The sequence below is a fragment of the Adhaeribacter pallidiroseus genome, assembly GCF_003340495.1.
Classification (GTDB): domain Bacteria; phylum Bacteroidota; class Bacteroidia; order Cytophagales; family Hymenobacteraceae; genus Adhaeribacter; species Adhaeribacter pallidiroseus.
Map to the genome: position 1 here is coordinate 3,102,428 of NZ_QASA01000001.1, position 23,661 is coordinate 3,126,088.

Genomic DNA, 23,661 nt, shown 5'->3' on the forward strand with positions numbered 1-23,661 from the left:
TTAACAGTAGCCTAAAACTTTATATGTTATAAAGCCTAGAATCTCGTGTAAAAGCAGGTGCCAGTTAGCAAAAGCTTTGGCGGAGGGCACAATCAGGTTTAAAGGCATATACGCGCGATCAGTAGAATAGAAATCAGCGGGAAAAATTACGGGGTTTTCACCAACTACCCGAAAACAAGCTGCTGCCCGCCGCATGTGAAAAGCGGAAGTAATGAGTACCAGCGATTTAATTTCGGGATGTTTTTGCAGCAGCTGCGCCGTAAATAGCGCATTTTCGTGCGTGTTATGACTTTTATTTTCTAATAAAATACGATCCTCCGGAACACCAGCTTGCAGTAGTATTCTTTTAAGTTCGGCCGCCTCGGTGGAGTACACTGCTTTTATACTACCCGAACCACCCGAAATAATAATTAAACGAATCCTTTTATTCCGAAATAACCAAAGCGTGTGCAAAATCCGGTCTGCCCCACGCTCCAGATATACCCGGTCGTGGGGCGACTTTTCGAGGGAAGTAATACCGGTAAGTATTATTCCAGCATCCGAAACCGGAACCTGGGCCAGCGTTCTTGGAGGAATCTCCCAAGCCAATAAAGCTTCGTTTATGAGAAAAGGATTGGTAAGTACCACTATTAAAATAGTGGCAACCTGTAAAACTAGCTTTCGCCAACGCTTTCTTTTAGTAAAAACAGCATAAAGTAAGAGCCCAACCAACCAAACTACCGGCAAGGCAATGTAAAACAAAATTTTAGATAATATAAAAAACATGTTGAAGAAAAGCCGTAAGGCTAAACAGATACCACAGCAATACCGCTGAAGTGCTGGCGAAATTTATTTTTTTAAATTTAATCAGGTTTTATGACACAAATTTGCTAAAAATCTTGATTTCAAAAATATTTAAAACCAAGTATGAAAAGGAATACCCCCGTATTTTACCAATGTTACGGTTGCAGCATTAATGCTCGAATATAGCGTACGGGCGCACTGCCAAAACTTAAAAATTTTTCATGAAAGGGCCTTAGCTGAAATTTCTGGCCTTGTTTTTTCCGGAATTCCTCTCGTAGATCGTATATCTCGGTATAACCGGTAAAATAGCTTGACAGTTGTACTTGTGAGAGCGTAGCACGTTTCCACTTTTCACGCGCTTCAGTTTCTTCCTGAAAGCCTTCTTGGGTTAATAACGCAATAGCTTCTTTTTCTTTCATGCCCAGCACATGTACACTATAATCCAGGATAGCATTTAACGTTACTCTTAAATTCCATTTGTACCAGGTAAGCCACATTTCCGGAGCGTTATTGCCATAGCCTTGCTCCAGCATCATTCGTTCGGCGTAAACGGCCCAGCCTTCTACCATGGCGCCATTACCTAAAATGGCTTTTACCAGAGAAGGTGATTTGTTGGAGTATATTAATTGGGTATAATGCCCCGGAATAGCTTCGTGAATATTTAAAATCTGTAACTGGTATTTATTGTATTCCCGTAAATAACTCTCGGCTTCGGCGGTGGAGTACTTAGTTAAAGGAGTAACATTGTAATACGTGTTGGCAGTTTGGTCGTACGGACCAGGTGCCGAAACGGAAGCACCAGCCACTCCTCGCATGTATTCCGGAGTAGGCCGCACCACTAAGGGTTTAGAGGCATCCTGGGTTAGTAGTTTTTTGCTATTTACAAAAGCTACTAACTGCGGAATTTGGGCGCGAATGGCCGTCAGAAAAGAATCGCGCGGTACGTGTTCCTCCGCTAATTTGCCTAGTAACTGTTTTACACCGGGTAAACCAGTAAGTAAGGGTTTTTCGGGAAAATATACCGGCCAAAGCTTTTGGGTCAAAGCCAGCATTTGCTGGTGCAGTTCTTCTTTGTGTTTCAAGGCTTTTTGGTAAACTTGTTCCGCCGTATAACCAGATTGAATATCGTGTTTAAACTTTTGCGTAAAAAGCTCTTTACCAATCCGAAAACTACGGGCTTTTCCTTTGCGCAAAACGGGCAATTGTTCTTCCTGTAAGAAAGTTATATAACTGTTAATCTCGTTTTTAGCGGCCGCAATCCGAAAATTTAAAAAATCCTTTTCAAAAGGCTTTAATGGTGCTTTTTTTACGGAATCGGCTAAATCATTAATTACAGTTAAAGCGCCTTTATTTTGCAAAATGGCTAATTGCGTATGCTCCAGGGTAGGTTTTTTAATATTATTTTTAGCGGCTTCGTAGTAAGGCACTACTTGCTCTATTTTTAACGAAATACTTCGTAATCGATTGGTTAGGCTATCGTAACGACCATTTAGTATTTCGGCTACCCCACTGCCAATGTTATATTCGGCAGGGTTCCATTCGGCGGTTTTTAGAACTGTAAGATACCAGATACGACCATTAAAAAAATCTTCGAGCATCCGGTAGTCGGTTTGGTTGTTCAGCGATAAAGTAGTCTGTTTTAACACGTGCAGATCATGCAGCATGGAGCGGTAAGAGTTTACCTCATCGGTTAGGCGTTCGGGAGTGGGAATTACCAGTTGATTATCGTATTTATGATAACCCACGGAAGTAGCCCATTCCGGATTGAGTCGCCAGATTTTTTCCAATAATACGGGCTTTAGATCGTCAAATTGCTGATCCGATGTCATGACATCACCCGATTCTTTAACTTTTTGCCGATCGCAGGCAACCAATAACACGGTAATTAGCAATACCAGAAACAGGCGAATACCACCTAACATCATATACGTTTATGAAAGTAGAAATTGAATTTATAAGAAAGTTATTGATTTTAACGTGCTGCCGACATTTCTAAATGAATGTAATATCTGCCTTGTTTTTACTTAACCAGTTAAGATAAAATTTAAAAAAAACGCCGCACAAGCCACATAATAAAACTAAATAAAATACTTATCAGGAGCATACTGGTAAGTGGGGCATAAAATTTAAAATTTGGCTTTTCAATACGTATATCTCCCGGTAAATGCCCAAACCAATTAAAACGATTACCGGCCAGCCAAAAAAGTAAGCCCACCCCCACCAGAATTAAACCTAAAAAAACAAGGTATTTACCTACGGGCTGCATGGAACAGAAAACTTTATCAATTTAAGTTAAAAATCATTTTTTTTGACATACGCTAAACTTTCCCAAATAGCTGTTCAGCAATATAAATATTTAAAACATAAATTTAGAACCAACTGCAAACGAAACTATGTCCCAGGGATTGAGGGCTTTATTTGTTACAATACTTAAAACGGCTAAATCGTGAGTCCCGACTTCCAGGTATGCTTTAACCCTTTTAATGCCAGTTTCTGCTAACTTCCCACTGGTGGTTTTACCAAGAGCGGTACTCATAAAAGGAACTAACCGAAAACTGGTCGTCCAGAAATAATAACCATCCGGATAGTGTTTAGGCAAAGCCGTATAAAACTGCGGCCCAAAAGAATAACTGATGCTGCTTCCAAATTGCAGGATTTCCCAATTGTAACCAGAGGTATACTGCTTGTTCCAGGCAGTATAAGTAAATTTTCCGGTTAAGGTATGAATGCTCGTTTGGGCTTCAAAGCCGGGAGTAAACCCGTACAAAAAGTCGAGGTTTATTTTATCTTGCCGAAGTGAATAGCCCAAACCAGCAGATACGAAACCTATATTACCGGCAAATTGAAGGGTTGCTTGGTTGGGTATGTACCATTTTCTTTTTACAGCAATGAGTTGCGTATCTTGGGCCCAGGCGGTACCATTAATGCTTACCAGCAAAGTAAACCAAGTCCAGATCAGATAAATTATCTTCATTTTTAAAATTTAATCCGTTCAAAACTTACCTGCTTGCCTATTACCGTAACCACAATAAAACTGCGGTTTTGAATGGTATCTACTACTAAATAATTTTGCCCATCGTTAAATGGCTGACCATAACGAAAGCTATGCTGGTGCCCGTGAATAGAATAAGTAACTTTATTGGAATGAATAATTTGCGCATACTCCGGTGTTAAATTTTTGTCGAAGTCTGTATCAAACGGGGGCACGTGGCTGATTACAAAAGTATTTTGATATTCCGAGTTACCGCTAATAGCCTCTCGCAGATAATTCATGTCCGGCACAGGGTAATCAAACTCTAATGCATTCGTATTTAAAAAAATAAACTTATTACCAGCTACTACAAAAGAAAAATCCATTGGCCCGTACATGGCTTCGTAAATTTTTACCCCATTGGCTACACAATCATGATTGCCGATTACGGGCAAGTAAGGCATTTTAAGCTTTTGAGTTCGGTTTAACTGCCAAACATATTCTTCTTGTAAACCAAAATCTGTTAAATCGCCGCAGTTAAAAGCAAAACTAATCGGGTTAACTTGGTCGGAGTAAGTATTAATTGCTTTTACAACATCTTCCAGCTCGTCGTAAAAGCGTTGATTATCCGAAATAAGAGCAAACCGTAGAGTATCTTCAGGTTGCAGTTTTAAAGCGGCAATGCGGTCTAAATTCTTTTTATTTAAATTTCGTTGCTCTTCTTTTAAATTAACCTGGTAGGGACTAAAATCAAAATAATCGCAGCTAGTGAGTAGCAGGCAGCAGAAACTTAGCAAAAAAATCCTGCGCCAATAAGAAATCAAACGGCTCATAATAGTAGTAGCAAAAAAGCCAGAGCAATAAGGTTATTACAACCTCTTATAAGCAAACCATTATTTAATTTTTTGTTATTAAATATAATCTTAGAAAATTAATCTTATTTAATCAAATTGAAAAATAACTTTTCCTTCTTCGTTTACTTTTAAGATTGCTTCGAATTTATTGCCCGTTTTTGCAGATACAAAGCCTTTCATCTTTGGCGTTTTGCCCTTCGTTAAAAGATCGGTAATATTCTTTTCTGTTAATGTTTTGCTCGCAATAACAAAGGGTAATAAAAAAGAGCACCCATCCCGAAAACGGCTACAACCATAAGCTGAGTTACCTTTTAAAATTTCCCCTTGTTTGCACTTGGGGCATTGTGCAAACGGATCTGCTAAGGGCTTTTTGTCAGCGAGCTGGGGTTGCAAAGTTAAATTTTCATCCAGCGTTAATATAGCATCGGTTTTATCGGAGTTACCTGGCAAGTGCAACCCTTTAATTACCGGTGTTTTACCTTTTTTAAATAAAGCTAATACTGCCTTTTGCGGAATTGTTTTTCCTCCGTAATGCACGGGTAAGCGAAAGCCACAACCTTCTTTCCAACGCGAACAGCCGTAAGCCTGCGAACCTTTTAGAATATGCCCGCTTTTACATGCCGGACAAGTTCCATAAGAAGAATGTGGCTCCGGATCAGGTTTACTTTTATTTTTTTTCTCTTCTTTTTTAGCTGGTTTTGTAATGGCCGCAGTTGGTTTAGGTTCCAGGGTAAGTACCGTTCGATCGCTTTTTACCTCTTGCACCATGTCCAGCACCAGGTGCTTTAACTCCGCTAAAAAAGCATCCGGCGAAAAACTGCCGCTTTCAATCTGGCGTAATTTCTTTTCCCACTGTCCGGTTAGTTCCGGCGATTTTAGGGTTGGGGTTTTAATTAAATTAATTAAGTCAATTCCCATGGGCGTGGGCACAATTTTTTTCTTTTCCTTCCGGATGTATTCTCTTTTGTATAATGTTTCGATAATTGCGGCTCGGGTAGAAGGCCGACCAATGCCGTTTTCTTTTAAAGCTTCTTTTAATTCTTCATCTTCAATTTGCCGACCAGCCGTTTCCATAGTGCGCAGCAATGTAGCTTCGGTATAGTCTTTGGGTGGACTGGTCATTTTTTTATCTAGCAGCGGTTGGTGCGGCCCATGCTCGCCTTTCACAAAAACCGGTAAGATGGCATTTTCCTCTTCTTTGTCGTCGGTGTTGTTTTCTGAACTATTTTTTTTTAAATTTTCTTCTTTTTCGTAAATAACGCGCCAGCCTGGCTCCAGTATTTGCCGGCCTTTTGCCCGAAACGTATGCCCCGCGATTTCGGCGGTTACAGTCGTATTACTTACAATGCAATCTGGGTAAAAAGCGGCCAGAAAACGCCGCACAATAAGATCGTAAACGCTGGCTTCCGGGCCGTACAAACTGCCGGAGCTTGCACCCGTGGGAATAATGGCGTGGTGGTCGGTAACTTTATTATTATTAAAATTTTTACTGCTTTTGCGTATTTTAGACTGCAATAAAGGCGCGGTTAACGCTTGATAAGCGGTTAAGCCTTTTAAAATGCCGGGTATTTTGGGATACATGTCGTCCGGTAAAAAAGTAGTATCCACGCGCGGGTAGGTAACTACTTTTTTCTCGTATAAGCTTTGTACGGTTTTTAAGGTTTCATCGGCGGATAAGCCTATTTTGTTATTACACTCAATTTGCAGCGAGGTTAAATCAAACAAACGCGGCGGACTTTCTACTCCTTTCTTCGTTTCAATATCCGTAATAGTCAGCTCTTCTGGTAGAATAGCTTCCAGAATAATTCTTCCTTTGGCTTCCTCTAAAAACTTACCGTTGGTACTGGAAAAAGTAGTGTCGCGGTAAATAGTTTTTAATTCCCAGAAAGGCTCGGGCTTAAAATTTTGAATTTCGTGGTAGCGGTTTACAATCATGGCCAAAGTAGGCGTTTGCACTCTACCCAAAGATAAGAGTTGCCGACCCTGCGCATATTTTATGGTAAACAACCGAGTGGCATTAATACCCAGTAACCAATCGCCAATGGCGCGGCTTTTACCCGCCTGGTACAATAAATCAAACTCGGAGCCTTCTTTTAAATTCTGAAAACCTTGCCGGATGGCTTCCTCGGTTAACGAAGAAATCCAAAGACGTTTAAAAGGTTTTCGAAATTTAGCTTCGGTTAGCACCCAGCGTTGAATAACTTCTCCCTCCTGCCCGGCATCGCCGCAATTAATTACCAAGGTGGCGTGTTCCAGTAATTTTTTGATTACTTTAAACTGTTGCTCCACGCCTTTGTTCTGCAATAACTTAATGCCAAAGGTATCGGGCACCATCGGCAGCTCGTGAATACTCCAGCGTTTCCATTCGGGCCGGTAATCTTCGGGTTCGCGCAACTGGCAAAAATGACCAAAAGTCCAGGTTACCTGGTACCCGTTGCCTTCGTAATAACCGTCTTTTTTACTTTTAGCGCCAATTACCTGCGCAATTTCGCGGGCAACACTGGGCTTTTCTGCAATACAAACTTTCAATTTCTAGCGGGTTCGTCTAAGGCAATGAGCCACTACCTTTTTTCAAAATTACGCTTTCTATTACTAATAACAGTATGTCATTGAAGAATATCTACTTTGGCAGTAAATACAAAAAGGGCATCTGCGCTAGATGCCCCTTTAATATGTCTACGAGAAAAATAAATATTTAAAATTTAAACTTATTTTAATCAGCTATAAACTTTTAGCACATTATAGCAATATGTATTAACTCTATTTATAGACTAATTTACCTTCCTTAAAAAAGTTAATCCACTTTTCTTTTAAATCGTCTGGAATACTAGATTGCTTTACAGCTCTAAAATTGGTGTAAAGTGATGTTTCGCCTTGAACAACGTACCAGAGCTGTGATTCTGGCTTTTTATCATTTTTAAAGTTAGGAGCTTCAATCATAAATAGAATCCAAGGATTTTTGACAGCTTCATTCTTTTCTATGAAAGTTAATTTTGCCTTAGAAGAATTTTGCTTCGTTTGTTGAAACATCAGGTTCATGGCTTTATCCATAGGAACATTAGTGACTCCTTTTATGGAACTCATGTATCCAAATTCAGTCCAGTTATCTAGCTTTTCGTTAGTATGTATAAGTTCGATGACTGCCATTTCCTCATTTTCCTGACTGTTTCCAATCTTCCAGTTTTCCTTTTCCGGCCAGTTCAGTACAAGAGATTCACCAGTTAATTGCTCATTACCACAAAACTGATTTAAATACTTACTCGCCTGAGGATCACCATTAGTTTTTGCCTTGGTAAAATCCTCGCATGCTCCAGACTTATTTCCTGACTGGGCTCGAATTTGTCCTCTTAGAGTTAAAGCATTGGGAAAATTAGTATCGAGTTCAATTACTTTATCTAGATCAGGTAAAGATTCCAGGTACTTTTCCTGACTCGCGTAAACAGTAGCTCGGCTATAATATGCCTTTATATACTTAGGATCAAGTTCAATGGCTTTAGTAAAATCTTGAAGGGCAGAATTATAATTCTTTATGGCTAACTCACATGTTCCCCGGTTGAAGTAAGCATCTTTTAAGTCTCTATCAGTTTTTAGGGCTTTGTCATATTCTTTTATCGCACCTTTAAAATCTTGTTGTTTATGTTTAACAATACCATTTTGTAAATGTTCTTGAGCCGTCTGACCGAATACTGCTAATGCAAAAAAAGTTAAAACGACAGTAAATATGTTCTTCATTATTGTTAAGTTGGTTGTTACCGGATTAAAAAATGTACTTCTTTCACCTGGGCATTGGTGCGGGTATCCACCAGGTTAAAGCGAACCATGTAATGCCCCGAGGTTAGCCCAGTGGTATTCATGCTGGTATCCACAATTACCGGGTTAGTAGTTGGAAATTTTTTGTACCCCCAAATAGCTTCGGAAGTACTACCTTGGATAACCTTAACGACCTGCACTTCCATTTCTTTAATCCGGTCTTTGTCGCTAATTGTTGATTTAATGGATATAGTGTTGCCCGAAGTAAATATACTGTTATCCGTAGGAGCTTGTAATTGGATAACCGGCAGCGAGCCATCCGGAGCAGTTTCGGAATCTTTGTTTAATTCAGCGCATCCACTTAAAACACCTACCCAAACTAAAGTAATAAAACTTGCAAGTACATTTTTGTAAAGCATAGTAAGTTATTTTTAGGTTTAAAATTTAAAAAATTGCATTTAAAAAGTTAAGAAAGTCTGTTTTCCAAAATCACCTATATAGAACTATTAGTAGTTTCAGTTAAGAGCCGAGTCATTTGTATTGTTAATTCTAAATACTACTTGACTTGGTAAAAAAATAAATAATATTAATAATCGTGCAAAAAACGCCATAATTAGGATTAATCTCTTTAATCAGGCTCTTAATACTTTGCAAATTATTTTTGATTATACCGTTTTCTTTAGATATTCCTATAAACCTTCGTTTTAAGTTAGTTGAACATTTCTAATTTTCTTGTCGTACAAAGTAATCTAATTAGGGTACTACTGATTCATTAATTAATTGAACTATCAACTAAATACATGTCAATTATGAGAACTTACGAAGATTCTGATCCATCCTCCTTTAATAGTTTCCGTACCGGGAATGAGAACCCTAGACGTGATTTTTCATCCCGCAATGAATTTAACTCCAATGAGAATGTTATGCGGCCTGGTTCTAACGAAGGCACTGCCGATCACCGTTCTAATTCTGGTCCGAACCAATATTCGGCTTACCAGCCTTTTAATCGCCAAAATGATCAGCACCATGACCATTGGTCGCAAAATAATCAGGGGCGAAACAATGATCAGTTCCACAATAACCGATCATTTAACCAAGGCCGTTTCTCTAATTTTAACGATCAGTCGTTTGACCACCGGAACAATAATCGGTTTAACCAACATAATAATGAACAGCATGACTGGCAACGGTCCCAAAACAACCGCCCTAACGATGACCGCAATTTTGTAGAAAGAGCCGGTGATCGGGTTCAGGATACCTGGAACCGCTGGACCCACGATGATGATAACGGTAACTTTAATCGCGGTTCGCAGCAGTTTAGAAATCAAAACCAATTTAATCAATCGCGGAACAATAATTTTGATCAGCAAAATAATCGCTTTCACTCGGATTATAGTAATCAAAACAACTTTAACCAAGGCCGGAACTTTGATTCAGACCGGTTTCAAAATCGGCGGAACCAACACGAAGACGAAGGTTTTTTCGACCGAATGGGTAACAAGATAAGCCAGGCTTGGAACCAATTTACCGGCGATGATGAAGAACGACGCTATCAGGAAAGAGGCAAAATGAACAGCCAGCACCGTTGGGATAATTCGTTTAACGAAAACCGCGGACACCAGGAAGACAATCCGCGCCGAAATTTTAACCGGAACGATGGACCTCCCTATAACTACGGTTCCTCCTCGGAACGTGATTATGAGTGGTAAAATTTAAAAATAAAAAGCCTTGCATTAACCATGCAAGGCTTTTTTGTTTACTTCCACAAGAGTGGAAACAACTAATGGGAAAGTGCTTTGATCAGTAAAGAATTTATTTTAAGTTTTTTAGATATTAAGATTGTTCTACTTCGGTACCAATCGGTAAATGGTAACTAGCCGCGTATTGCTTAAAATCTTCGGTAGACCATTTTACGTCTTTTAAAACACCATTGGCAATATCGTACACCAAACCATGCAGGCGAAGCGGTTTACCAGCATTTAAAGCATTTTGTACAATAGTAGTTTTATATAAATTATTTACTTGCTCAATTACATTTAACTCTACCGTACGTCGGAACCGGGTTTCTAAGTCGGTAATCGAATTTAACTCGTCTTGGTGCAGGCTGATTACATCTTTAATGTTTCGCAACCAATTATCAATTAATCCGAATTGCTGATCGCCCATGGCGGCATGTACTCCACCGCAACCATAATGACCGCAAACAATTACATCCTGTACGCCCAAAACTTCTACGGCGTATTGTAGCACCGAAAGCAAGTTTAAATCCGTATGCACTACCACATTCGCGATGTTGCGGTGCACAAACATTTCGCCGGGTTGGGTACCCGAAATTCCGCTTGCCGGAACCCGGCTATCGGAGCAACCAATAAATAAATAACGCGGTTTTTGGCCAAGTGCTAGTTTTTTAAAATAATCGGGGTCTTGCTTTACTTTTTCCGCCACCCAGGCGCGGTTATTTTTAAATATGTCTTCCATTTTATAATTTTATTGAGGTGTGTTTTTAATGAGCATTTGTAGAAATTACTTCCGGTATATCTTGTAAATGCACGCGAATGTTACGCTCTTTAGCATTTACTTTAAAACTTTGAATAGCATCCAGCACATCGTAATCGATAAAGGTAGATTTTGAGCCATCCACGATTACTTCGGTATTATCAGGTAAATGGTGCAGCGTTAGTAAAATACTGGCTTTATTTAAAAAGGTAACGTTTTCACTTAATTGCAACCGAATTACCTCGCCTTGCTTGTGCTTTTCGGTATGAAAAAAATAAGGTGTTTTATAGTTTGCTTTTAATATAAAGAATACGCCAATCGCCAAGCCAATTGAAATACCCACCAGTAAATCGGTGAACAAGATAGCCACTACAGTTACAAAAAAAGGTATAAATTGCTCCCACCCTAGTTTAAATTGATTTAAGTATAAACTTGGTTTAGTCAATTTAAAACCAACTACTAATAATATGGCGGCTAAGGCCGAAAGGGGTATTTGATTCAGGAAAGGCGACAAAAATAAAACACTAAACAGCAGTAACACACCGTGCGTAAAAGCCGAAGCCTTGGTTTTGCCACCCGCATTTATATTGGCCGAACTGCGCACAATTACCGCCGTCATGGGTAATCCGCCCAGCATGCCACTTATGAAATTTCCTACTCCTTGTGCCTTAAGCTCCCGGTTAGTGGGAGTTACCCGTTTTAAAGGATCGATCCGGTCTACGGCTTCTACGCTTAACAAGGTTTCCAGGGAGGCAATAATGGCAATGGTAACCGCTAAAATATAAACATCCGGATTTTGCAAGGCCCGCCAATCTGGTAAACTCAGCTGATTTACTAATTTTTGCCAGGTATCCATTTGGGGCAATTGTACTAAATGTTCTTGGCCTACGGTAAGAGCAGGTAAGTTAAGTTTAAAAAAATAATTTAATCCTAACGCTACCAACACGGCAATCAAGGCCGATGGTACAAATTTAAAAAAAGCAAATCTTTTCAGACGAGGATTATCCCACCCCATAATAAGGAGCAAAGACAAAACGCCAATTATTAAAGCTCCCTTTTCAATATGTTGAAAGGCATACGCCATTTCGGAAAAAGTATTACGGCCATCAAACTGAAAAAACTCCATTTCTCCGAAAAAATCTTTATCGGCACCGAGAAAGTGCGGTATTTGTTTTAGAATTAACGTTAAACCAATGGCCGCTAACATCCCTTTAATTACGCCCGACGGAAAGTAGTGCCCGATAATGCCCGCTTTTAAAAAACCTAAAACTAATTGCAAAATTCCCGCTAGAACTACGGCTAACTGAAAAGCCTGGAAAGTTTCTACTTTGGCAATCCCGTTTAAAACAATAACCGTTAAACCAGCCGCCGGCCCACTTACACTTAATTGCGAACCACTTAACACCGATACAACCAGACCACCCACTACGCCGGCAATAATGCCGGCTAATAAAGGAGCTCCGGAAGCTAGGGAAATACCTAAACACAAAGGCAAAGCCACTAAAAATACCACGAGCCCCGAGGGAAGGTCACTGGAGAGATTTTTAAAAACAGGAGCGCTTTCGGGCTTCATACTGTATTTATGCGTCTGCTTTTGGTCAAGAACTGACATCGTACGATTAAGGTTTATATTTTACGGCTACAAACGTACGGATGCCACATTAACCTGGAATTAAAAGCAGATTAAAATAAGATTAAAAAATTGTGGGTAAAGAGATAAAAACTTCGGTACCTACATGCAGCGACGAATAAACTTTAATGGATCCTTGGTGCAATTTAATTATTTTTTCGGCGAGGGGCAGACCAATGCCGTGCCCGGAAATATCGCGCACGTTATCGGCCCGGAAAAACGGAACAAATACATGCTTAATATCTTCTTCTTTAATGCCTACTCCCCGATCGATTACCCGTAATTGCAGCTCTCTGTTAGTAATATTAATAATAGCCGAAATTAAACCTTGATCCGGCGAAAACTTGCAGGCGTTTTCAAAAACATTAATAAAAGCAATGAGCAACAGCGATTCGTTAGCTAAACAAAAAAGCTTGTTCTCATCTTCGGGTAAATTTTCAAAATTAATTTCCAAGTTAGCCTGAGGATGCCTTTTCCGCATTTCTTCGCTGGCCTGATAAACTATTTCGTCGAAGCGAACCTTGTTTAACCTAATTTTGGAGATGTCGAAACTAGCCTGCGCAATTTGCAGCAAGCCATTCGATAGTTGCGTTAACAGCTTGGCTTCCCGGAGAGTGGCCTGCAATACCCGCTCGTATTCGTGAGTAGTACGGGGTTTCATTAAAGCTACTTCCAACTCCCCAATAATAGCGGTTAGTGGTGTCCGGAGTTCGTGCGACGCATTCGAAATAAAGGTTTTCTGCATTTCGAAGGCTTGCTCCAGCCGGTCCAGCATTTTATTAAAAGTATGCGCCAAATGCGACAGTTCGTCTTTGCCGTTGGCATCGGTTAAGCGCAAGTGCAAATCGGAGGCGCTGATATTTTCAACTTCCTGCACTACTTTAGTAATAGGGCGCAAAGCTTGCTGGGCAAATAACCAACCCGCCGCCAAAACGATAAAGGCCGCTACTAAACAGCCAATAAACAAGATCAGGCGTAGCTCGTGCAGTTGTTGCCGGCTATTTACATCAATGGAAGAAGCAATTACTAAATATAATTTTTGATTTTTATTATCGCGGTATTGAATGCCGACAAGTTGCCGCCCATGTTTTAGTTGCATGACCTCCCGCCCCTGCTGCAAGTTAGTTAGTAAGGTTTTTTCGACGGTTAAATCTTTTTCGCCTTCTTTAAATACCAGCTTCCCGGTTGCATCGAACACGTGCACAATTTCGTGCGGTAAAGTTTGATTGTATTGCCGTAATATGCGCCGGTACGTATCCTGACTCACGCGATTGGCATCGAGGTACACGTGGGCAACAATATTAGCGCGGTTTTTTAAATTTTGCCGGAAATCCTTTTCCTGATACAGCGCTACGAACACGTAAATAAAGATGGAGAAAAGTACCAGTATAAAAGAAAAAATACCCGCAAACTGAAGCGTTAATTTCGTACGGATAGTCATTTCGTTCAGGCTTCTTTTATAACATACCCCATTCCTACCAGCGTATGAATAAGCTTGGTAGCGTAGTCTTTATCAATTTTCTTGCGTAAAAAATTAATGTATACGTCAATTACATTGCTGCCGGTATCAAAAGAGGTTTCCCAAACGTGTTCAATAATATCTACCCGCGAAACCACACGCCCTTTGTTGCGCAATAAGTACGAGAGCAAAGCAAATTCGCGGGCGGTTAAAGTAATGGGTTGGCCATGGCGCGTAACGGTTTTTCGGGCACTATCTAACTCCAGATCCGCAATGCGCAACACTTCGGCCATTGGATAGTCGCTTTTACGCCGACTTAGCGCCCGAATCCGGGCTAATAGCTCCTGGAATTCAAACGGTTTTACCAAATAATCATCGGCACCGGCATCCAGGCCTTCTATTTTATCCGTGGTATTGCCTAGGGCCGTTAACATTAAAATAGATACCGAGGAATTATGCTGCCGGATAGCTTTACATACTTCCAAACCGTTTAATTGCGGTAAGATAATGTCCAGAATAATTAAATCGTAAGGTTTTTCGAGAGCTAGCCGCTTGCCTAAGAAACCATCGTAAGCCTGGTCTACGTCGTAAGATTGCTCTTCTAAACCTTTTTTTATAAAAGAAGCTACTTTGGGTTCATCTTCGATCAAGAGTATTTTCATCGGCTGGGACTTTGCTGCGTTACAATAAAATTAAAAATTTAATTTTAGGTAAAGAAACCGCCAATGTACCGGAAATGTTGCCAGTTTATTTATAATCGATCATTCGCAAAGCTTATTCAAATAGATTACTCGGCATCCGAATACATGCACAAAGCTGAATACGATTGCTAGGCATCGAGCATTTTTATATGAATTTCACGTTTTTAGCAAACGACAAAGCCATCGAACTAAATTCTACAGCTCAAAAGTAAAGCCTTTTTCTTTTAATTTCTGGTAAATATTCGGGTTAAAGCGATACAAGCGGGCGGCCCGGTGCGCTACCCCAATTTGCGTTTCGTCGAGTTGTTCGAGCAGGTTCATCTTCAGCAGCTTTTTCCGGAAATTGCGGGTGTCGAAAGTAGTGCGCAATACGGCTTCGTAAAGCTCCTGGAGTTGGGTTAAGGTAAATTTAGGCGGCAATAATTCAAAACCGATGGGTTCACTGCGTACTTTATTTTGTAAATGCTGTAAGGTAACCGTTAAAATGTGCTTATGATCGAACACCAGTTCGGGCAAATCCGCCATTTCGAACCAATTAATTTCGCTGGCATCGGGACCGGCTCTTAAATCATCGGTGCGGTATTTTATTAAGGCATAATAAACCACCGTAATTACCCGTCGCCACGGGAAGCGATGCACCTGCCCAAAGGCCTGCACTTGCTCCATAAAAACGTTCGACATACCCGTAGTATCGTGCAAAGTGCGCATTGCCGACATTTCTAATTCCTCAAAATCCAATACAAATCCGCCGGGTAAGGCCCATAATCCCCGGGAAGGCTCAATATCCCGTTTGAGTAGTAATACTTTCAGTTTGCCATTATCTAAACCAAAAATAACGCAATCCGTGGAAACAGAAGGTAAAATATCTTCGGGTTTAAAGTGCAGATTAGAGCCGGCAAATTTGGTTTGTACCATAGTTCTGTTTGGAGATTAATAGCCTAAACACCATTAAGCCAGTTTTGTTTATTCTGACATAACAGCCAAAAAACGAAGCTTGTAAATTATTATATTTTTAAAACAATCACGCATGAACGGCCTAAAATAAATACTTTTATATTGGAATGTTTCGGAATTAATTTTAATATTGTACTTTTTACAATAAGTATCAGGCTTTAAATAGGCCTCTCTTATTTCTTTTAGACTGCTATTACCGTTATTTTTAAAAATTTGCCACTTTCCCGGCGAGAACTTAACCCTAATGGTGGGTAAGCTTAAACTTAGGGCAAGTAAATATTAGCTTAATTCTCCGGACCTCTTAAATTGCAAGCCGGTTTTTACAAATGATATTTGATTAAACAAGCACCATGTATTTACTAGGATATGATATTGGCTCTTCTTCGGTAAAAGCAACTTTAATAGATGCCGCTACCGGGGTAGTTTTAGTTTCGGCTTTTGCGCCGGCCCAGGAAATGGGGATGATTGTAAAACAAGAAGGCTGGGCCGAACAAGATCCGGAGCGCTGGTGGTATTATTTGCGCGAAGTGACCCATCGCGTAATCCAGGATAGTCGCATTCAGGCACCGGATATTAAGGCCGTTGGCATTGCTTACCAAATGCACGGCTTGGTAGTAGTAGATAAAAAGCAACAAGTACTCCGGCCGTCCATTATTTGGTGCGACAGCCGGGCGGTACGTTACGGAGATAAAGCTTTTCAGGAAATGGGTGCAGAAACCTGTTTATCCTGTTATTTAAATTCGCCGGGTAATTTTACAGCTTCCAAGCTTAAATGGGTAAAAGAAAACGAACCTGATATTTTCCAGCAAATCGATAAATTTATGCTGCCCGGCGACTATATCGCGATGAAGTTATCGGGCAAAGTGCAAACCACCGCCTCGGGTTTATCGGAAGGAATTTTGTGGGATTTTCAAAAAAATGCACCCGCTTACGATTTATTAGACTATTACGGCATTCCGGCCGAGCTGATTCCGGAGATTGTGCCCAGCTTTGGTATCCAGTCGGAAGTTTCCGCCGAAGCTGCTGCTGAACTAGGTTTAGCGACCGGTACCCCCATTGCTTACCGCGCCGGCGACCAGCCCAACAACGCTTTTTCTTTAAATGTACTGCACCCCGGTGAAATTGCCGCTACGGCGGGTACTTCCGGCGTAATTTATGGCGTAAACAACCAATTTACCTACGACCCGGAATCGCGGGTGAATACTTTTTTGCACGTAAACCATACCCCCGAACAAACTTCAACGGGTACTTTACTTTGCGTAAACGGCACCGGCATTCTAAATTCCTGGCTGCGCAAAACCTTATTTACCTCCGAAAAAGCCAATGCCAGTTATACCTACGAAGAAATAAACGACTTAGCCCAAGCTGTACCGGCCGGGGCAGAAGGTTTACTGATTTTGCCTTTTGGGAACGGTGCCGAACGTTTTTTAAAAAATAAACAAGTAGGAGCCCACATTGCCGGCTTATCTTTTAACCAGCATACGCCGGCGCATTTAGCCCGCGCCGCCCAGGAAGGAATTATTTTCGCATTGCGTTATGGGTTCGATATCATGAAAAACATGCAAATTAATGCCCGCACCGTTAAAGCCGGCGATGCTAATATGTTTTTGAGTCCTTTGTTCGCGCAAACTTTTGCCACTGTTACCAACACCACTGTAGAACTATACAATACCGATGGGTCGCAGGGAGCCGCCCGGGGAGCCGGCGTGGGAGCCGGTATTTACCCGGATTATACGCAAGCCTTTACGGGATTGCGCCGTACCCGGGCCGTAGAACCCGAAACTGCTTTACAAGACCAGTACGAAACCATCTACCAAAGCTGGCTCGCAGAATTACAGGTACAGTTAAACCGGAAAGAAATTTAAAATTTTCGTTCGTTAAGTAACAGTTTAGCGTAGAAGAATACGGCTAGTGCTTAGGAGAATTATAAATAGATGAAAAATAGAAGACGACTACTTTTTGCACGGCTTCATCCCGAAAACTTGTTCTAATTTTTGCTTTGATTGAACCTTAGGCCTTATAATTTGAAGATAGTAATCTGTTTCCTGATACGCTAACCAAGAGCAAAAAATTTAAAAATACAGTATTCCGGAGTGTTTAGTTTCAACTATCATTTCAAATTATTTACCTCGTACCAAAGTTTTTTAAATCGAACAACGAGCAACCAATTACGAACCAGGAACAACTATTTTCTTCAAGCAAATTCAATATAAATAAATATAAAACTTAACCCCAGCAAAAAACATGGCAGTTAAAGTAGTTACAGGAGCGAAAGAATACTTCCCGAATATTTCGCAGATTGCTTACGAAGGTAAAGAATCGACCAACCCTTTTGCGTTTAAATACTACGACGAAAACAAAGTAGTGGCGGGTAAACCCATGAAAGACCATTTTAAGTTTTCGGTAGCTTATTGGCATTCTTTTACCGGTACCGGCGGCGATCCGTTTGGGCCGGGTACCCGCGAATTTCCGTGGTCTACCAGTTCGGATGCGATTACCTGCGCCAAAGAAAAAATGGATGCGGCGTTTGAATTTACTTCCAAGTTAGGTCTTGGCTATTACTGCTTCCACGATTTTGATGTGGTAGCCGAAGGTAAATCGATAATCGAATCGGAACGCAACCTGCAAACCATGGTGGATTATGCCAAACAAAAGCAACAGGAATCTGGCGTGGGCTTACTGTGGGGAACGGCTAACTTGTTTTCGCACCCGCGTTACATGAACGGAGCGGCTACTAACCCTGATTTTAACGTTTTACCGTATGCGGCGGCACAGGTAAAAGCGGCTATAGATGCCACAATTGCTTTAGGCGGACAAAATTACGTATTCTGGGGTGGTCGCGAAGGTTATATGTCGTTGCTCAACACCAACACCAAGCGCGAAATTGAACACATGGGTCGCTTTTTAGCCATGGCCCGCGATTACGGCCGCAAAGCTGGTTTTACCGGTACGTTCCTCATCGAGCCAAAGCCCATGGAACCAACCAAGCACCAGTATGATTTTGATGCCGCTACCGTAATCGGATTTTTAAATAAATTTAATTTACAGGAGGATTTTAAGCTAAACCTGGAAACCAACCACGCTACTTTGGCGCAGCACACTTTTGCCCACGAGTTGCAAATTGCCGCCGATGCTGGTTTATTAGGCAGCATTGATGCCAACCGCGGCGATTACCAAAACGGCTGGGATACCGACCAGTTCCCGGTTGATTTATACGAGCTAACCGAAGCCATGCTGGTAATTTTGGAAGCAGGTGGTTTAGGATCCGGTGGCGTAAACTTCGATGCCAAGCTGCGTCGTAATTCTACCGACCTGGAAGATTTATTCTTAGCGCATATTGGCGGAATCGATGCCTTTGCCCGGGGTTTATTAATTGCCGATAATATCCTACAGAAATCAGATTATAAGAAACTGCGCCAGAACCGCTATGCCTCTTTCGACAGCGGCGAAGGGCAGCGTTTTGAACAAGGCGCCTTGTCGTTGGAAGATTTGCGGGAACTAGCCCTGAAAAACGGGGAACCGCAGCAAATAAGCGGCAAACAAGAGCTGTTCGAAAACTTAATTAACCAATATATTTAACGCCAATACTACCTTAAACGGTAATTGATTACTTCATAACGGAAAGCTCCGCTTGGTAAAATCCAGCCGGAGCTTTTTTTTTTAAATATTTAAGCAAGTTCCCGGTCTTCACGGGAAGGTCCAGTCTATTCTTGCTAAATTTTTAAAAAACTTCCTGTCAGCGGCAAAATTATCTATTGCAAAATAGGCTTAGTTTTAATTAAAACATATCTTTAACCCACAACGAAATTTACTCCTGAACCAATCATCTATGAAATCAATTGACTACATCGTTTTCCTGGTGTACTTTATAATTGTATCTGGCTACGGCTACTGGATTTACCGAAAAAACAAAACTGTCACGGCCGATTCCAAAGATTACTTCTTGGCCGAAGGCTCTTTAACCTGGTGGGCCATAGGCTCTTCCCTGATTGCCTCTAACATTTCGGCGGAACAATTTATTGGCATGTCGGGTTCGGGTTTTGCCATGGGTTTGGCTATTTCTACTTACGAATGGATGGCGGCGGCCACCTTAATGGTAGTAGCTGTTTTCTTTATACCCATTTATCTTAAAAATAAGATTTACACCATGCCGCAGTTTTTATCGCAGCGTTACAACGATGCGGTAAGTACCATTATGGCTATATTCTGGTTGCTGGTTTACGTATTTGTGAACTTGTCTTCGATCCTTTATCTGGGTGCCTTGGCGGTGCAAACGGTATCGGGCCTCGACTTTTTCTACTGCATGTACGGTCTGGCTATTTTCGCCATTTTCATTACCCTGGGCGGCATGAAAGTAATTGGGTATACCGATGTTATTCAGGTGTTTGTACTGGTGCTGGGCGGTTTAGCGACTACTTACTTAGCCTTGGATTTAGTGGCCACTACTTTGGGCGATGGTGGTGCCTGGGAAGGCTTAGGCTATTTGCGCAAAGAAGCCGCCGACCACTTTAGTATGATTTTAGACAAAGGTGAGATCCTGATTCCGAACGGAGAAGGCGGTACCCGCGATGCATACATGGATTTACCGGGCCTTTCGGTATTAATTGGCGGTATGTGGATTATTAACTTAAACTACTGGGGTTGTAATCAATATATTACCCAACGGGCTTTAGGGGCCGATTTAAAAACTGCCCGCAGTGGTTTGTTGTTTGCTGCTTTTTTAAAATTAATGATGCCGATTATCGTGGTATTGCCGGGTATTGCGGCTTACGTGCTTTTCAAAAACGGCCAGTTCCAGACCGAAATGGCTAATGAGGCCGGTAATGTAATTCCGGATCATGCTTACCCCGTTTTGTTAAATTTACTACCAGCGGGTTTAAAAGGTTTATCGTTTGCGGCGCTTACGGCGGCTATTGTGGCTTCGCTGGCCGGTAAAGCCAACAGCATTTCTACCATTTTTACCCTGGATATTTATCGTAAATTCTTTAACCGTAATGCTTCCGAGCAACGTTTGGTTACCTTTGGCAAACTAGTAGTGGTAGTAGCTTTTATCATTGCTTTGTTTGTAGCTCCTGTTTTACGTAATCTCGACCAGGCATTTCAATATATTCAGGAATATACCGGCTTTATTTCGCCGGGAGTATTTGCCATTTTTGCGCTGGGATTTTTCTGGAAACGTACTACCGCTCCGGCGGCTTTAGTAGCCGCCGTTTTAACCATTCCGTTGTCTACTTATTTAAAATTTCAATTCCCCGAAATTCCTTTTATCGACCGGATGGGCATTGTGTTTGTGATTTTAGTGGCCTTAATGGTTATTATTACTTTATTTGATCCAAAAAGCAAGAACAATCCCAAAGGCTTGGAAATTGATGCTTCCATGTTTAAAACCTCTACTTCGTTTGCCGTAGGAGCGGTGATCATTTGCGGTGTAATTGCGGCTTTGTACACCATATTCTGGTAAAAATTTAAAAAATTCTTTAACAGCAAAAGAGCGCGGCTACCATTAGCCGCGCTCTTTTGCTGTTTGTACTTGGATATTAATAAATTAATGGCTTATAGCTATTTGGTGCTTACTAACTTTTCCATTCTTATCTGTAATATGTAAGTAGTATAAACCATTTTTTAGAGCTTTCGTGTTTAAAGTAGATTTTTGTTTTTTACCTTTCTGTGATAGAACAACTTCATTTAATTGATTATAGATTTTTATATTAACTTCTTCTTTTGCGTTTGTCTCGGATTCTTCTGTGCTTTCAATTGTTAATTGCTCGTCAGCAGGGTTAGGATAAACGGCAAACGTAGAACCACAAGAAGAATTATAGGCATAGCCTCTGTAAATGGCTGTTCCGCAAGCAGTAGTTACCCGTAGCTGGTATTTTATATTGGAGCAGGGTGCGATAGGTAACTTATTTAAAGTTAAACCAGTTGTAATAACGCTTCCAGGATTACCATTCGCATCTTCATAATACCAAGTATAGGCGCTAGGGCTAGTACCTGGAACTTGCTGTGCAGTAGCAGTGTGATATTGATAACCCGATGATTGTGGTGTTCGGTCGTCGGATGTTGTTACTGTTAAAGATGGAATTCAAACCGACACCTTTTTAGCTGCTATCTGTTGGGTACCACAAGTTGCTGTTACCACATTTAAATTAACGTATTGATCTCCGTTGCCTATTACCTTAATAGAAACAGAATTACCGGTAGTAGCACCTACTATCTGAAGACCACTGGTAACCGACCAGCTATAACTTAAGCCCGCTACGGGCGCGCCAACCAGAAAAGTTTGCGTACTACCAGAACAGCTAAGAGCAGGAAAATCTCCAGTGATAGATTCGGTAGGATAAGCAGCACCTACTCCAACTGCAAACCAAGCATTTGTTACGGCTCTTTCTTCTAAACTACCGGTACAATATAGTTCTCTGGTAGATAAGATAGATTGGGTCCGTGTAGTCGAAAAATTACTTGTAGGAGTTAATTTAGTAGTTAAAGTACGATAGGCAATCGCAGCGGCTCTGTCAATAGTTATTGCCGAAACATTATAGTTTGAACCAATGTCGTTCCTACCCGAACCTCCATAAGTTAAGAGATAAAACCAATAATTTGATACACCATTATTCGAATGAGTTCCGCCTCTATCATTATTTAAATCAGCAGGGTTAATCTAAAAGGTTCCGCCATAAGTATCTGGATGACTATAAGCATTTGGGTTTGATAGAGAGCGAAATATTAATCCTGTATTCTCACCTACTGTCCAGTTAAAATTATAACCTTTAGCATAATTTTCAATCGCAGTACCAAATATATCACTGAAGCTTTCGTTTAATACTCCTGCTTCACCACTATTACCTAAAGCTGCTGTAAATTGAGTAAGCCCATGCGTAATTTCATGCCCTACAATATCTACTGCAGTTAAAGGCCTTACTTGTACGTTGTTTTGGGTTCCACCATCACCATATAACATTTTGTCTGTATCCCAAAATGCGTTCACATTATTAGGTATACCATACATGGACACTAAATTTGCATGTACATAACCACGTAAAAGATAACCTTGGTTATTTATACTATTTCGATTAAAGCGATTTCTGTAATAATCATATGTCTTCTCTTGTCCCCAATAAGCATCAGTAGCAAATTGATCCAAATTTGTATTAACATTGTTCCAATTGTTGTCTATATCGGTAAAGTCAGAGGCTGAACCTAAATTACCAACAGTAGTTATTCCTCTAGCATTAAGAACTTGAATGCCTTGGCCTCTGCCAGTTTGCCTCAATCTAAACTAATTGAGAGCAGTATTATCGGTAGTGGATACTTTGTGCACCACTATAAACAGTTGTAGCCGTTCCGACAGCATCTATTGTATGAAGCAGGTTCTCGCTATCTAATATATTTCCATTTATCACATCTACAAATATTAAATTCCTACTACCAGGGTCATGCGCATATATATTAAATTTATATGCCAGTCGTAAATTAGCTGGAATAAGTTCTGATCTACCTCCAAAATAAACCAGTTCTCCTTTTGGATAATAAGTAGCATTGTCATCATTCTTTATTTCTTGAAGAACTTTTTCTTCTTCGGGTATTTCCCATTTGTATTTTTTAGCATTTACAAAATTTAATGCCTTTTGTAAAGCGTTGGCCGCCGATAATGCGGCGGTTTTTGGAATAGCTGGTATATCTTTGATCCATAGACCATTTTGGCTTAGAACTTTCCCATTCTTTGTATGTTGTATATAAATCGCACCTTCAACCGGTATCCCATTAATAGTTTGCTGCCATTTATAATGCTTATAACCTATTTCATCTTTCTCTTGAGATTTAAGTAAATTAGGTTTAACAATAATGGAATGGACACTATCTGAATAGAATTGAATTTGGCCTCTAATAAAAGCAGGAGCCTGATCCGGTACATTCATAAAATCCACATGATTCGCAAATAAACTTTTTTTCTCTTTTTCGATATTAATTCTTCCATTCTGGGCCCATAATAAACCAGGGGTCAGAAAAAATAATAAAAGAAAAGTTCGGTAAAAATTTTTAGTAAAGTTTTTCATAAGTATACA

General features: G+C 40.6%; 20 protein-coding genes and 1 pseudogene. 4 read left to right on the top strand and 17 right to left on the bottom strand.

What is annotated here, in order from left to right:
* The 8 genes from AHMF7616_RS12220 to AHMF7616_RS12255 form a co-directional block, all read right to left on the bottom strand.
* The gene (locus AHMF7616_RS12220; RefSeq protein ID WP_115373139.1) at nucleotides 1-765 is read right to left on the bottom strand and encodes a YdcF family protein; all 765 of its coding nucleotides are present in this window, start codon (nucleotides 763-765) and stop codon (nucleotides 1-3) included.
* A gap of 173 nt (nucleotides 766-938) precedes the next feature.
* Nucleotides 939-2,708 carry a DUF885 domain-containing protein gene (locus tag AHMF7616_RS12225; RefSeq protein WP_199474202.1) on the bottom strand — a complete coding sequence of 590 codons (1,770 nt, stop codon included), beginning with the start codon at nucleotides 2,706-2,708 and terminating at the stop codon, nucleotides 939-941.
* 119 nt (nucleotides 2,709-2,827) lie between these two features.
* Nucleotides 2,828-3,049, bottom strand: coding sequence for a DUF2905 domain-containing protein (locus AHMF7616_RS12230; RefSeq protein ID WP_115373141.1), 222 nt, complete (start codon nucleotides 3,047-3,049; stop codon nucleotides 2,828-2,830).
* A gap of 90 nt (nucleotides 3,050-3,139) precedes the next feature.
* Complete coding sequence (locus tag AHMF7616_RS12235; protein ID WP_115373142.1) at nucleotides 3,140-3,757, bottom strand: hypothetical protein; 618 nt, start codon at nucleotides 3,755-3,757, stop codon at nucleotides 3,140-3,142.
* Nucleotides 3,758-3,759: 2 nt separating this feature from the next.
* Entirely contained in the window at nucleotides 3,760-4,587 is an 828-nt protein-coding gene (locus AHMF7616_RS12240; protein ID WP_115373143.1) for a metallophosphoesterase family protein, read from the bottom strand.
* Between the two features lie 108 nt (nucleotides 4,588-4,695).
* Complete coding sequence (locus AHMF7616_RS12245; RefSeq protein ID WP_115373144.1) at nucleotides 4,696-7,137, bottom strand: type IA DNA topoisomerase; 2,442 nt, start codon at nucleotides 7,135-7,137, stop codon at nucleotides 4,696-4,698.
* A gap of 231 nt (nucleotides 7,138-7,368) precedes the next feature.
* Nucleotides 7,369-8,340, bottom strand: coding sequence for a tetratricopeptide repeat protein (locus AHMF7616_RS12250; RefSeq protein WP_115373145.1), 972 nt, complete (start codon nucleotides 8,338-8,340; stop codon nucleotides 7,369-7,371).
* Between the two features lie 17 nt (nucleotides 8,341-8,357).
* Entirely contained in the window at nucleotides 8,358-8,777 is a 420-nt protein-coding gene (locus tag AHMF7616_RS12255) for an Ig-like domain-containing protein (protein ID WP_115373146.1), read from the bottom strand.
* Nucleotides 8,778-9,158: 381 nt separating this feature from the next.
* On the opposite strand from AHMF7616_RS12255, the gene AHMF7616_RS12260 reads away from it, so the two are divergent.
* Nucleotides 9,159-10,067, top strand: coding sequence for a hypothetical protein (locus tag AHMF7616_RS12260; RefSeq protein ID WP_147275673.1), 909 nt, complete (start codon nucleotides 9,159-9,161; stop codon nucleotides 10,065-10,067).
* 124 nt (nucleotides 10,068-10,191) lie between these two features.
* Here the strand turns inward: AHMF7616_RS12260 and AHMF7616_RS12265 are convergent, their stop codons facing one another.
* The 5 genes from AHMF7616_RS12265 to AHMF7616_RS12285 form a co-directional block, all read right to left on the bottom strand.
* A complete protein-coding gene (locus AHMF7616_RS12265; protein ID WP_115373148.1) occupies nucleotides 10,192-10,836 on the bottom strand; it encodes a carbonic anhydrase in 645 nt (214 codons plus the stop codon).
* A 25-nt stretch (nucleotides 10,837-10,861) separates the two neighbouring features.
* Entirely contained in the window at nucleotides 10,862-12,466 is a 1,605-nt protein-coding gene (locus AHMF7616_RS12270; protein WP_317047604.1) for a SulP family inorganic anion transporter, read from the bottom strand.
* Nucleotides 12,467-12,548: 82 nt separating this feature from the next.
* Nucleotides 12,549-13,925: a HAMP domain-containing sensor histidine kinase gene (locus tag AHMF7616_RS12275; protein WP_115373150.1), complete on the bottom strand. Its 1,377-nt coding sequence runs from the start codon at nucleotides 13,923-13,925 to the stop codon at nucleotides 12,549-12,551.
* Nucleotides 13,926-13,930: 5 nt separating this feature from the next.
* Complete coding sequence (locus AHMF7616_RS12280) at nucleotides 13,931-14,605, bottom strand: response regulator transcription factor (RefSeq protein WP_115373151.1); 675 nt, start codon at nucleotides 14,603-14,605, stop codon at nucleotides 13,931-13,933.
* Between the two features lie 234 nt (nucleotides 14,606-14,839).
* On the bottom strand, nucleotides 14,840-15,559 hold the full coding sequence (locus AHMF7616_RS12285) for an NUDIX hydrolase (RefSeq protein WP_115373152.1): 720 nt from the start codon (nucleotides 15,557-15,559) through the stop codon (nucleotides 14,840-14,842).
* Between the two features lie 389 nt (nucleotides 15,560-15,948).
* On the opposite strand from AHMF7616_RS12285, the gene AHMF7616_RS12290 reads away from it, so the two are divergent.
* The 3 genes from AHMF7616_RS12290 to AHMF7616_RS12300 all read left to right on the top strand — a co-directional run bounded on the left by AHMF7616_RS12290 (nucleotide 15,949) and on the right by AHMF7616_RS12300 (nucleotide 21,059).
* On the top strand, nucleotides 15,949-17,463 hold the full coding sequence (locus tag AHMF7616_RS12290; protein ID WP_115373153.1) for a xylulokinase: 1,515 nt from the start codon (nucleotides 15,949-15,951) through the stop codon (nucleotides 17,461-17,463).
* Between the two features lie 379 nt (nucleotides 17,464-17,842).
* Complete coding sequence (xylA, locus tag AHMF7616_RS12295; protein WP_115373154.1) at nucleotides 17,843-19,177, top strand: xylose isomerase; 1,335 nt, start codon at nucleotides 17,843-17,845, stop codon at nucleotides 19,175-19,177.
* 250 nt (nucleotides 19,178-19,427) lie between these two features.
* On the top strand, nucleotides 19,428-21,059 hold the full coding sequence (locus tag AHMF7616_RS12300) for a sodium/sugar symporter (RefSeq protein WP_115373155.1): 1,632 nt from the start codon (nucleotides 19,428-19,430) through the stop codon (nucleotides 21,057-21,059).
* Between the two features lie 84 nt (nucleotides 21,060-21,143).
* Here the strand turns inward: AHMF7616_RS12300 and AHMF7616_RS27935 are convergent, their stop codons facing one another.
* The 4 genes and pseudogenes from AHMF7616_RS27935 to AHMF7616_RS12320 all read right to left on the bottom strand — a co-directional run bounded on the left by AHMF7616_RS27935 (nucleotide 21,144) and on the right by AHMF7616_RS12320 (nucleotide 23,652).
* Nucleotides 21,144-21,680: a T9SS type A sorting domain-containing protein gene (locus AHMF7616_RS27935; protein ID WP_115375588.1), complete on the bottom strand. Its 537-nt coding sequence runs from the start codon at nucleotides 21,678-21,680 to the stop codon at nucleotides 21,144-21,146.
* Nucleotides 21,681-21,923 carry a hypothetical protein gene (locus AHMF7616_RS27940; protein ID WP_394335784.1) on the bottom strand — a complete coding sequence of 81 codons (243 nt, stop codon included), beginning with the start codon at nucleotides 21,921-21,923 and terminating at the stop codon, nucleotides 21,681-21,683.
* A 36-nt stretch (nucleotides 21,924-21,959) separates the two neighbouring features.
* Nucleotides 21,960-22,868: pseudogene (locus tag AHMF7616_RS27120) on the bottom strand (M4 family metallopeptidase); the annotation flags it as partial.
* Between the two features lie 22 nt (nucleotides 22,869-22,890).
* A complete protein-coding gene (locus AHMF7616_RS12320) occupies nucleotides 22,891-23,652 on the bottom strand; it encodes a PepSY domain-containing protein (protein WP_115373157.1) in 762 nt (253 codons plus the stop codon).
* Nucleotides 23,653-23,661: the final 9 nt, after the last annotated feature.